This window comes from Micromonospora sp. NPDC047730 (genome assembly GCF_043204765.1).
Classification (GTDB): Bacteria; Actinomycetota; Actinomycetes; order Mycobacteriales; family Micromonosporaceae; genus Micromonospora.
In genome coordinates, this window is record NZ_JBIDCU010000029.1 from 37,284 (window position 1) to 47,428 (window position 10,145).

15 protein-coding genes are annotated in these 10,145 nt (G+C 71.2%); all 15 read left to right on the forward strand.

Going from position 1 to position 10,145, the window contains the following annotated elements; genetic code table 11:
- The first annotated feature begins 109 nt into the window (after positions 1-109).
- The 15 genes from ACGF5G_RS33870 to ACGF5G_RS33940 all read left to right on the forward strand — a co-directional run bounded on the left by ACGF5G_RS33870 (position 110) and on the right by ACGF5G_RS33940 (position 10,034).
- Positions 110-2,065: a DNA polymerase gene (locus ACGF5G_RS33870; RefSeq protein ID WP_393270652.1), complete on the forward strand. Its 1,956-nt coding sequence runs from the start codon at positions 110-112 to the stop codon at positions 2,063-2,065.
- Between the two features lie 58 nt (positions 2,066-2,123).
- Positions 2,124-2,474: a hypothetical protein gene (locus ACGF5G_RS33875; protein ID WP_393270655.1), complete on the forward strand. Its 351-nt coding sequence runs from the start codon at positions 2,124-2,126 to the stop codon at positions 2,472-2,474.
- Positions 2,471-2,833: a hypothetical protein gene (locus tag ACGF5G_RS33880; RefSeq protein ID WP_393270658.1), complete on the forward strand. Its 363-nt coding sequence runs from the start codon at positions 2,471-2,473 to the stop codon at positions 2,831-2,833. The genes ACGF5G_RS33875 and ACGF5G_RS33880 overlap by 4 nt, the downstream gene beginning before the upstream one ends.
- Before the next feature lie 254 nt (positions 2,834-3,087).
- Positions 3,088-3,861, forward strand: coding sequence for a hypothetical protein (locus ACGF5G_RS33885; protein ID WP_393270659.1), 774 nt, complete (start codon positions 3,088-3,090; stop codon positions 3,859-3,861).
- Positions 3,862-3,949: 88 nt separating this feature from the next.
- Positions 3,950-4,111, forward strand: coding sequence for a hypothetical protein (locus ACGF5G_RS33890; protein WP_393270662.1), 162 nt, complete (start codon positions 3,950-3,952; stop codon positions 4,109-4,111).
- Entirely contained in the window at positions 4,108-4,596 is a 489-nt protein-coding gene (locus ACGF5G_RS33895; protein WP_393270665.1) for a hypothetical protein, read from the forward strand. Before ACGF5G_RS33890 ends, ACGF5G_RS33895 begins: the two co-directional genes overlap by 4 nt.
- Positions 4,593-4,961, forward strand: coding sequence for a hypothetical protein (locus tag ACGF5G_RS33900; protein ID WP_393270668.1), 369 nt, complete (start codon positions 4,593-4,595; stop codon positions 4,959-4,961). Before ACGF5G_RS33895 ends, ACGF5G_RS33900 begins: the two co-directional genes overlap by 4 nt.
- Before the next feature lie 94 nt (positions 4,962-5,055).
- Entirely contained in the window at positions 5,056-6,630 is a 1,575-nt protein-coding gene (locus tag ACGF5G_RS33905; protein WP_393270670.1) for a hypothetical protein, read from the forward strand.
- A gap of 79 nt (positions 6,631-6,709) precedes the next feature.
- The gene (locus ACGF5G_RS33910; RefSeq protein WP_393270672.1) at positions 6,710-6,916 is read left to right on the forward strand and encodes a hypothetical protein; all 207 of its coding nucleotides are present in this window, start codon (positions 6,710-6,712) and stop codon (positions 6,914-6,916) included.
- Entirely contained in the window at positions 6,913-7,431 is a 519-nt protein-coding gene (locus ACGF5G_RS33915) for a hypothetical protein (protein WP_393270675.1), read from the forward strand. The genes ACGF5G_RS33910 and ACGF5G_RS33915 overlap by 4 nt, the downstream gene beginning before the upstream one ends.
- 24 nt (positions 7,432-7,455) lie before the next feature.
- Positions 7,456-7,647 carry a hypothetical protein gene (locus tag ACGF5G_RS33920; RefSeq protein WP_393270677.1) on the forward strand — a complete coding sequence of 64 codons (192 nt, stop codon included), beginning with the start codon at positions 7,456-7,458 and terminating at the stop codon, positions 7,645-7,647.
- A gap of 124 nt (positions 7,648-7,771) precedes the next feature.
- On the forward strand, positions 7,772-8,224 hold the full coding sequence (locus tag ACGF5G_RS33925) for a hypothetical protein (protein ID WP_393270680.1): 453 nt from the start codon (positions 7,772-7,774) through the stop codon (positions 8,222-8,224).
- Positions 8,225-8,255: 31 nt separating this feature from the next.
- A complete protein-coding gene (locus tag ACGF5G_RS33930; RefSeq protein WP_393270682.1) occupies positions 8,256-9,143 on the forward strand; it encodes a hypothetical protein in 888 nt (295 codons plus the stop codon).
- A 159-nt stretch (positions 9,144-9,302) separates the two neighbouring features.
- Positions 9,303-9,530 carry a hypothetical protein gene (locus tag ACGF5G_RS33935; RefSeq protein WP_393270684.1) on the forward strand — a complete coding sequence of 76 codons (228 nt, stop codon included), beginning with the start codon at positions 9,303-9,305 and terminating at the stop codon, positions 9,528-9,530.
- Between the two features lie 78 nt (positions 9,531-9,608).
- Positions 9,609-10,034 (forward strand): hypothetical protein, encoded by a 426-nt coding sequence (locus ACGF5G_RS33940; protein WP_393270686.1) that lies wholly within the window; start codon positions 9,609-9,611, stop codon positions 10,032-10,034.
- Positions 10,035-10,145 lie beyond the last annotated feature (111 nt).

Consider the following 10,145-nt stretch of genomic DNA (forward strand, 5'->3'; position numbering starts at 1 on the left):
CTGGTGGCTGCTGACCGACCCCGACAACTGACCGACCCCGACCCGTGAAGGGCCGCTCTCCCACGACGGAGGGCGGCCCTTCGGCCTACCCAGAAAGGAGGGCCGCCGCGTGCGGACCCTGACCCATGCGGTCGCCGGCTCGACGGTCGGCATTCACGTTCCCGAGCGGCGGGAAGACCTCGACGGCTTCCGGGCCTTCCTGGCCGGCGGGGACCGGATCCTCGCGTTCGACACCGAGACGACCGGCTTGGACGTTTACACGCCCGGTCACCGGCTGCGCCTCGCCCAGATCGGTAACGGCCGCGAGGCGTGGGTCCTGCGGACGGACCTCTTCGCCGAGGACGTCGCCGCCGCCCTGCGTCAGCCGCGCCCGTTCGTGATGCACAACGCGCCCTATGACCTCCTCGTCGCGGATCGGCACCTCGGGGTGCGGCTGGAAGACCTGGGCCCGCGGACGTTCGACACCCGCGTCCTGGCCCACCTCCTCGACCCGCGCTCGCCGCAGGAGGGGGGCATCGGCCTGCGTCTGAAGATGCTCTCGGCGGTCTACGTCGACCCCGAAGCGCCGGACACTGAGGAGGGGTTGTCCGCCATCTTCTCGGCGCTTTACGCAGCGTGGAAGAAGACCGTCAGCCGTGAGACGGTCGACGCCTGGGCGAGACAGCACCCGAAGCGCCCGCACATGGCCTACGGCTTCGGGAACATACCGATCGACCACGAGACCTACGTCCGATATGCGGGCCTCGACGTCATCCTGACCCACCGCCTCTTTCACGCGCTGGGCCCGATGGTGCGAGAGATCGGCCTTGACCACCTCAGCAAGTTCGAGCATCACCTTCAGGTCTTGCTCGCGATCCTTCAGCGGCGGGGCTTCCGGCTGGACGTCCCGTACGTCGAGGCGTTGAGGGACGACCTCCTCGCCGAGGCCGAGCGGTTCCGCGCGGTCGCCAGGCGCTACGGGGTCGAGAATGTCAACTCGACCGCGCAGCTCGCGGCGGCCCTCGAAGCGATGGGCGAGACGCTGACCGAGCGGACGCCGTCGGGCGCCGTGAAGGTCGACAAGGGCGTCTTGCTCCCGCTGGCAGACCTGAACCTCGACTGGGACCGCCTCGACGTCCGCACGCCGAACCCGCTGGCCGACGCCGCGCTTCGCTCGAAGCGGTCCGAGAAATGGGCGGTTACGTACGCGCAAGCGTTCCTCGACCTGAAGGACGCCGACGACCGGCTTCATCCGTCGATCGGCGGCCTTCAGGCCCGCACGGCGCGTATGTCGATCAGCCGGCCGCCGCTTCAGCAACTCCCCTCGTCCGACTGGCGGGTCCGGCGGGCGTTCATCGCGGACCCGGGGCAGACGGTCATCGCGGCCGACTATCAGGCCGTCGAGATGCGGGTCCTCGCGGCCCTGGCGGACGTGCCGCGGATGAAGGAGGCGATCGCCAACGGCGAGGACTTGCACAGCTTCACCGCCCGCCTGATCGAGGGTGACGGCTTCACGAAGCGTCACCGCAAGCTCTATAAGGGCGTCGGCTTCGGGAAGGTCTACGGCGGCGGGGCGGCGACGCTGTCCCGGCAGACCGGCGCCCCGCTCGACGCTGTGAAGCGCGCGATCGCGGCGTACGACTCGGTCTATCCCGAGATCAAGCGGTACTCCCGCCGCTTGATGGAGCGTGCCGAGTTTGGCCGCCGCGAGGTCGTGACCCCGTCCGGGCGGCATCTTCCGCTCGACCGGGACCGCCTCTACGCGGCGACCAACTACGTCGTCCAGTCGACGGCGCGGGACCTCCTCGCACAGGCGATCGCCGATATCTTCGCCGCCGGTCTCGGCGACCACCTGTTACTGCCCGTGCATGACGAGCTGATCGCCCAGGCGCCGACGGCCGACGCCGAGGAGGTCATTCGGGAGATCGGGAAGGCGATGGAATCGACCTTCTTCGGCGTGCGAATCGAGTCCGACCCGGACGTCTACGGGCCGAGCTGGGGCCACGGCTACGGGTGCGCGGTGAAGGACGGGCGGTGCGTGGTTGCTGGTCAGCACCCGAAAAAGTCGGGGGTCGCGCACGTCTGACCGCCCACGTGTACTCGAACACCTGTACTATTCCGATCTTCGGGAGGAGCGATCAGCGGTGAAACCGGCGGATCTTGATATCGACCGTGACGTAATTCGCACGGCGGACCTCATAGCGCGGTTGCGGGATGAAATCGACCACATGGAAGCCGTCATGCCCGCGGCTATCGATGCGCAATGGACGGCCGCGCCCGTCGCACGGCCGAGGGAGGACACGGCCGAACGTATGAAAAACCGTCGCGTTGCCCCTACCGAGGATATAGCACTCGACTCGGACCGCTTGCGACTGCGCACCCAGGTTGTACGCTCTGCGCAAGTGCTTGCCGGTGGGATTATCGCCCTTCGAGCGGTACGCCAGGCCGTCGGGCAAGCGCTCGCGCCGTGGTACGGGGAGGACAGCGAAAGATGACCAACGGTACGCGGGCACCCCGCCCGGTCCCGTCGGTGGGACTCCCCCGCCGTCGGGTTTACCTCCTCGGGCCGTCGCACGGCTCGGACCGGGACAGGGCCCGCCGCTTCCGCCCGGCGCTGGACGCGATCGCCGCCGCCGGCTTCGAGGTCGTCGCGCCCGGCTACGCCCCTCCGTCCCCCGTGGACGCCGACGACTTACTGTCGGTAGTCGGCGACGACCTCGAAGCGCTCGCGTCGGCCGACGTCGTTGTCACGCTCCCGGGGTCCGAGTCCCTGTGGGAGTTCACGATTGCGGGGACGCTCGGTGTTCCGGTGATCCCGGTCGCGGCCTTCGTGGCCGAGCTGAAGTCAGCCTGACCTAACCTGCGGAAAGAGGCCCCGGGGACTTCCCCTCGGGGCCTCTCGCTGTATCCGCTCGGCTGATCATCTAGTCAGCCCTCCCGTGATCATCCGTCCGGTCAGGACGGCTCCCCGTTCGGTCCGTTGATCACTCTCGCCTTTGCGTTGAACGTTGAGCGCAGTACCGTTCATCACGCACCGCAACTCGCACAACCGTTCGAGAACAGGCCGGCGACAACCGGCGATCCCGTCACGCCCTAGGAGGGCCCGCAATGTCCACTTTCGCCCAGCTCTGGACCGTCCACACCGAGCCGATCCCTGCCGACGACGAGGCCGCCGTCATCGCCGCCGCCCAGACCGGCGACGAGGCCGCGACCCTGCGCCTGTTCGCCGCGTATCAGCCGGCCCTGCGCGCTGCCGTGCGGCACACGACCCGCCTCGACCGTGACGACGCCCGCCAGGCCGCGACCCTCGGCTTCCTCGAAGCCGTCCGGGCGTTCGACCCCGACCGTCACGAGGGCGGCCGGCTGGCCGGCGTCCTGCGCCATCACGTCGCGGACGCCCTGTCCGAGGCGTCGTCCGACGCGCTCGGCGGATTCACCGTTCCGGGCCGGACCCTGCGCCGTTACTTCGGCATCCTGAAGCGGGCCGACGGTGACCCGGTCGAGGCGGCCCGGATCGCCCCCGAGTTCGAGATGACCGCCGAGACGTTCTGGGCGGTCTGGGCGGGGGTCACCGCGAACGACAGCCTCGAAGAGGCGATCGCCGCTCACGGCGCCGTGTGCGTCGCCCCCGTCGGTGACCTGGCCGAGCCGCGGGGCGTCGCCGACGCCGAGGACCGGGTCCTCGCCGAGCTGGCCTTCCGGTCGGTCGACGACTTCGAGCGGGACGTCTGCCGGCTGGCCTACGGCTTCGCCGACTTCGACCCGCAGCCGGACGCCGAGATCGGTCACCGCCTCGGGGGCTTCGGCCGGCTGAAGATCCAGCGCACGCGCACGCGCGCCCTCGGCAAGATGGCTTCCGCGCTGGGTGCGTTGAACGTGTAGCGCATTTCCGGGAGGGGCTGAACAGGTCGGCCCCTCCCGGCCCACTACTCCCGCGTAACCGCAAGATCCCCCGAAAGGACCGACCACGATGGACGTCTTCGAGACCGACAACTTCCCCACCGCCCCCGAGACCCGCGAGGAATACGACCGCCTCGACTTCGACGCCCGCGACGAGCTGGACGACGTCTACGCCGACGACCTGCGCGCCGCCCTGACCGGCCTCCCGGCCCGCCCGGGGACCCGGCGGTGACCCGCCCGATCCCGTGCGAGCGGTCCGGGTGCCCCGAGCACGACGCCCGCGAGCACTTGGACCCCCGGCACGACCGCTACGACGGCCCCGCCGCCACGTTCGGCGCCCTCCCGCACAACTGCCGGAAGGCCGCCTACGCGCTGAGGGAGGCGGGCGCTTCCGTGCCCGAGGTCGTAGAGCTGGCACGCGAAATCCTGCGCCTTCGTGCGCAGGTTGCGGCCGTTCAGGTCGACGCCGACCGCAAGGTCCGCGAGGCGTCCGCGCGGGCGCTCGACTGCGACGACCACGGCCGGATCATTCGCGAGCTGGAAGGGCAGGTCACGCACTTCGACCGCCTGGCCGCGCGGAACGACCGGGGGCGAATTGCCCTGCTAGCGCTTCCCCACGCCCTCGAAGAGCTGAAGCCGGACGCGAAGGTCACTGTCGCTGACCTGAAGCGGGCCGCAAAGAAGGCACTCGACGCGCACGGAAGGGCATGGAAATGACCGCCCCCGAGATCGGCCCGGCCGACTTCCGACCGTTCCGGGCCGAAATCGCCGACTGCCACTGCCCGACGTGCCGGGCGGTCGCCTACGCCCTGTCGAGCGTCCTCGACGGCCCGCGGTCGCCGCGCCACCTGGCCGCGTGCCGGGCCCTCCTCGCCGAGCTGCGGGCCGGGGATCACCACCGCATGACGCTCGCCGAGCGCGCGGCCGAGGCCCGCGAGGCGAAGGCCGCCCGGCTGGCCGAGCTGCGCGCGGCGGGGGCACCCGCGAGCGACATCGCGGCCGTTGAAATGGGCTTCGTGCGGGTCGACATGGCCTTTATGCGCGAGGGCGCCGGGGTCGGCATCGGCGGGCGAATTCAGTGACCCCTGGGCGGGGCGCGTGAATCAAGACTTGCGCTCAACGTTGAGCGCAACTAGCATCGTTTACACGCCCCGCCCCCAACGAAGGGAATCCGAAATGACCGCCGCCGGAAAGATCACCGCCGCCGCCCTCGCCGCCCGCGTCGCCGCTGGCGACCCCGTCCGGGTCCTGCTGGTCCGCGAGGACGCCGAATGGGCCGCCCGCTGCGGCCGGGTTACCCCGCGCTGGACGAACGCCACCCGGAAGACTGGTGTCGAGACGCTGACGGTTACTGCGACTGAGGTCACCATGCACCGAGGCGGGGGCCGCCGGGCCGAGCGTCTTTACGCCTTCGAGACCGGCCAGGGTCGCACGCTGAACTTCTCCCCGGCGCAGACCTTCATCCTCGCCCCCGAGGACGCCGCCGCCGTGAAGCGGGCGCACGTCGAGGCCCTGGCGATGGACGCCGAGCGCGAGGCCGCGAAGAAGGCGGCCGAGGTCGCCGAACTGAAGGCGGACCCGGAAATCTTCGCCGAGGGCGTCCGCCTGGCGAAGGGCGGCTTCCGCGACCCGTGGGTCATGGCGAAGAACAACGTTGAGGCCCGTCGCGCCCAGGCGGCCCACGAGCGGCGCCAGCGGGACGCGGTCGGCGCGGTGCCGGCGTTCACCGCTCCCGCCTCGGCCGCCCTCCTCGCAGAGGTCGGCTCGACCGAGGGCGCTTGCGGTCCCGATTGCGGTCACGTTCTGTGCCGACCGATCGCCCCGCCGGTGCGGACGTCCCCGATCGTGCTACCTCCGTCGACCGGCTGGCGGAATCGGCTCGACACGGCCGAGATCCGCGAGGCGCGTGCCGCTCGGCAGTCGGCGCAGGCCCGGGGGTATAGGGCGCCGCGCGACCCCGCTCGCGCACCCGAGGGGGTCGCACCGACGAACGCTGCTAGTGAGGACGTCCTGACCGACCGAGCGCGGCGGCTGACCAGGATTCACGGCGTCATGGTCGCTATCGCGAAGGCCGCCGAGACCGAGGCGAGCGCTACTGCCCCCGCCTCGGCCGCCCTGGTCGCCGAGGTCGCCCCGGCCGAGGCCCCGGCGGTCCCGGCCGAGACGATCGCGACCCGGGAAGCCTGGCTCGTCGGCGCGGTCAACGCCCTGCGGCCCCTCTTCGCCGAGCACACCGTGACCCTCCCGACGGTCCGGGTGTCGGTCGGCTGGCCGGGCGTGTCCAGCCGGAAGGGCCTGACGAAGGTCATCGGCCAGTGCTGGGCGTCGTTCACCACGGCGGACAAGACCCCGCAGGTCTTCATCTCGCCCGCCCTGGCCGACGCCGGACAGGTTCTCGAAACCCTCGTCCACGAGCTGATTCACGCCTGGGACGATTGCAAGTCGGGTCACAAGGGCGACTTCGCGAAGCTCGCGAAGCGGGTCGGCCTGACCGGGAAGATGACCGCCACGGTCGCGGGCGACGACCTGAAGGCGAAGCTCGCCGAGATCGCCGCCCAGCTCGGCGAGTACCCGCACGCGAAGTTGTCGGCCGGCGTGCGCGACGGCCAGGGCGAGAAGAAGCAAACGACCCGAATGCTGAAGGTCGAATGCCCGGACAGCGGCTACACGGCCCGGACTACGCGGAAGTGGCTGGACGAGGTCGGCGCCCCGATCTGCCCCTGTCACAAGCGAGAAATGTCCGTCGCATGACGCGCTAAACGTTGATCGCGGTTGATACGCTCCCCGCGCCTCGCTGTCCGGCGTGGGGAGCCGTCCGAAGGGGACCGCCATGTACCCGAACCACCCGCAGTACGAAGCCGAGCGCCAGCGGGCCGGCTTCTTCCGTGCCGGGAAGGTCGCCGCGTGGGTCTGGGTCGCTGTGACCGTGATCCCGCTCGTTCTCATCCTGGTCTGCTGCGGACTGTGCCTGGCGGGCGGAACCCTCGGGGCCGTGATCCCGGCCCCGTCCTCTGAAGTGACAAAGGAGAAGAAATGACGGAGACCACGACCGCGGGGAAGCTGACCGAGGGGTCGCGCATCCTCGCCGACTGCGGCGAGTACGGCGAGCCGATCCCGGCGAAGACCGGCGACCAGGCCGCCGAGGTCGCGACGCTGACCGCCGAGCCCGAGAAGCGGGGCCGGAAGCTCTTCGTCCAGACCGACCGAGGGACCTTCGAAATCGGCCCGACCGCGAAGGTCGTCCTCGCCCCGCCGGCCGAGCCCGAGCCTGCCGAGAAGGTCGCCGCCGAGCCGACCCCGACCCCCGAGGACGCCGTCCCGCCGCCCGCCGGCATCCTGGCCGCGACCGTCAACCTCGACGGCGCGGGCCGGCTGACCGCGGACAGCGTCCTTCACGTCGGCGAGGCGGCGACCGTCGTCCGCCCGGAGACCGGCGACAACGCCCCGGCCCGCCTGCTCGCCGCGCTGGCCGAGCTGGGATACGAGCCGGTCACCCGCTGGGCCCTGAAGGACGGCACGGCCGTCTGCCAGGCCCGCCCGATCCACCCGTAACCACAACCGAAGGAGAACCGAACCATGCGCCACACCATCGCCCGCGCCGCCGTCGCCGTGACGGTCGCCGTCGCCTCGCTGGCCGTCGCCCCGGCCCCCGCCTCGGCCGCCCTGAAGGACCGGCTCGGCCCGGCCGCCGTCCGTTGCCTCTGTGGCGACCACCCGCTTCCGACGACGAAGCCGGCCGGCAACTTCCCGCGTCACCTCTTCCGCTGACCCTCCCCCACACCGCCCCCGACCTGGGATTTCCTGGGCCGGGGGCGTTTACACTTGCGTTTAACGTTCAACGCATGGTCTACTTGACCCCGTCAGCGAGACGCCCCGCCGAAGGAGCCCCGAAATGACCGCGAAGCGCCCGACCGCCGCCCAGGCCCGCGCCCTGCGGATCGCTGCCGCCGACATCGCCGGCCACATTCGGACCGCCGCCCGTACGGCGCGCGTACTGATCCGCGAGGGCTGGGCCGCCGAGGAGGGCGACCGGCTGGTCATCACGAACGACGGGCGTCGAGCGGTCGGCGCGGCTGTGCCTGTGGTCTGCGAGGCGTGCGAGGACGCCGGCACCGGCTGCTACTACTGCGCCCCGGCTGAAACCACCGAGGAGACCCCGACCGTCGAGAACGCCGCCCAGCTCGGCGCGACCGTCGAGGTCGTCGAGGGCTTCGCCGCGAACATGACCGGCACGGTCGAGGCCGTCGAGGAGTCCGCGACCCTCGGGCGCCGCTTCCTCGTCGCGCTCCCCTGCTACGGCCCGCGCTGGCTGAACGAGAGCTTCGTCCGCCCGGCCGCCGCCTGACCCCTCCCGCACACTCCCGAAAGGACACCCCGTGAAGCGCAAGATCGACGGTCTCGGCTGGGTCTACGCCGGCACCGCCCTCGGCCTCGTCGCGTCCCTCGGTTTCAACGTCGGTCACGCCTTCGCGAGGCCCGAGGGCGCCCCTGCCGACTGGTCGCCGTCGGTCGGCCGGATCCTTTTCGGGGTCTTCCTTCCGCTGGCGACCGGCATCCTCCTCGAAGTGGTGACCCGGGTCGCCTGGCCGAAGGGGCGGGCGTTCGTCATGCTGCGCTTCGGCGGCGTCGGCTCGGTCGGCCTCGCGTCCGGCTACGTGTCGTTCCTCCACACGTCCGGCCTCCTCGCGGCGTGGGGCGAGGACCGGCAGACTCAGGTACTCGGCGCCCTGGCGGTCGACGGTCTTCTTCTCCTCTGCTCGTGCGCGCTGGTCTTGCTGCGTCACGCCGCCACGAAGGCGGGTGAGGGCGCCCCGGCGACCCCCCGCCAGACGACCGCAGACGCCCCGGCGTCCCTGGCCCCTACCTGGGACACCCCTCCGGCCGCCCCGGTCGTCCCTGTGCCTCTCTGGGGCCCCGCGCCGGGCGTCCTCGTCGCGGCGTGCGAGGCGCCCGAGCCGGTCGCCGTCGAGGAGGTCGAAGAGATCGCCGCCGAGCCCGAGCCCGAGCGGGTCGAGGAGACCACCCCGACCGACCCGCGCTACGTGACCGCCCTGGTCTTCGACGAGCTTCCCGCGCCGCGGACCCCGGGCCGGGCGGCCGAGATCCGGCGCCGCTTCGCTCTGCTGAAGGAGGAGAACCCCGACCGCACGCAGACGATCATCGCCGACCTGATCGGCGTCCCCCGTCGCAACCTGCGCGACGCGCTCGCGGCGGCCCAGCCCGAGCCGACCGACCCGCCCCGGCTTCAGCTCGTGACGTCCTGAAGGAGTTGCCGTGACCAACTCGCCCCGCTTGATCGCCGCGTACGTCGGTCCGATCGCCGGCCTCGCCGCCTACCTGGCCGCGCTCACCGCCGCCGAGTTACGTTGAACGTTCATCGCAACTAGAGTCCTGTTTACACGCCCCACCGAGGAGGACACGAAATGATCTACCGAGTTGACATCATCGACCAGGGCCCGTCCGGCTTCGGTGTCTACCTCACTGAGGACGACGGCCGCTACGTGACCGGCATCGCGCAGGCCCGCAGCAAGACCGAGCCGCGCGGCGCCCAGATCCGCGCCTGGCTCGCCGCGAAGGGCTTCGAGGTTTACGGGGACTCCCGCGTCGTCGGGGACCGCACCCTTCGGACGATGGTCCGGCGGACCGCCTGACCACCCGGCCCGCCCGGGGCGACCTGGGCGGGCCTTCCCCTCCCCTACCCTGAACCCACGAACGAAGGAGACAGACCGATGACCGACATGATCAAGCTCACCGCCGCACTACTGTCCGACGGCACCCGCGCCGCTGTCGCTAATCTCGTGGACTACGAGATCGAGCGCGAGCGCGGTCAGGACGACGCCGCCGCGAAGGCGGGCGCGCGGGCGGTCGCACTCGCCGGCATAAAGTTCGACCTGCGCGACTCGTTCGTGACCCAGACTGGCAGCGACGCGGGACTTCAGGGTTACGCCGAAACAACGCTGCGGATGCTCGTGACTGACGGCCTCGCGGACCGCGTGTGCCAGTGCCGGACCCTTCACCCGCACGGGTGCCCGCACGGCTCCGCCGTCGGGTCGCTCTGGTGCGGCGGCCACTACGAGGCCGACGTGCCCGCGATCGGCGGGGCGCTGCTGTGCGGTACCTGTCACGTCGCCGAGTACGAGACCCGCGCCGTCTGACCCCCTACCCAGAGACGCCCCGCCCCGGACTCCGGGCGCGGGGCGTTTGCGTTCCGGCCCGCCCCGGTATGTCCGGCTTCAGATGTGCGTCTGAAGGTAGTTTCGTGGGCA

Bases quoted from the DNA above. Each gene is read 5' to 3' on its own strand.
- ACGF5G_RS33890 (WP_393270662.1), top strand. From the start codon at position 3,950: ATGGACGTCTTCGAGACCGACAACTTCCCCACCGCCCCCGAGACCCGC.
- ACGF5G_RS33885 (WP_393270659.1), top strand. From the start codon at position 3,088: ATGTCCACTTTCGCCCAGCTCTGGACCGTCCACACCGAGCCGATCCCT.
- ACGF5G_RS33880 (WP_393270658.1), top strand. From the start codon at position 2,471: ATGACCAACGGTACGCGGGCACCCCGCCCGGTCCCGTCGGTGGGACTC.
- ACGF5G_RS33935 (WP_393270684.1), top strand. From the start codon at position 9,303: ATGATCTACCGAGTTGACATCATCGACCAGGGCCCGTCCGGCTTCGGT.
- ACGF5G_RS33905 (WP_393270670.1), top strand. From the start codon at position 5,056: ATGACCGCCGCCGGAAAGATCACCGCCGCCGCCCTCGCCGCCCGCGTC.
- ACGF5G_RS33915 (WP_393270675.1), top strand. From the start codon at position 6,913: ATGACGGAGACCACGACCGCGGGGAAGCTGACCGAGGGGTCGCGCATC.
- ACGF5G_RS33920 (WP_393270677.1), top strand. From the start codon at position 7,456: ATGCGCCACACCATCGCCCGCGCCGCCGTCGCCGTGACGGTCGCCGTC.
- ACGF5G_RS33900 (WP_393270668.1), top strand. From the start codon at position 4,593: ATGACCGCCCCCGAGATCGGCCCGGCCGACTTCCGACCGTTCCGGGCC.
- ACGF5G_RS33940 (WP_393270686.1), top strand. From the start codon at position 9,609: ATGACCGACATGATCAAGCTCACCGCCGCACTACTGTCCGACGGCACC.
- ACGF5G_RS33925 (WP_393270680.1), top strand. From the start codon at position 7,772: ATGACCGCGAAGCGCCCGACCGCCGCCCAGGCCCGCGCCCTGCGGATC.
- ACGF5G_RS33910 (WP_393270672.1), top strand. From the start codon at position 6,710: ATGTACCCGAACCACCCGCAGTACGAAGCCGAGCGCCAGCGGGCCGGC.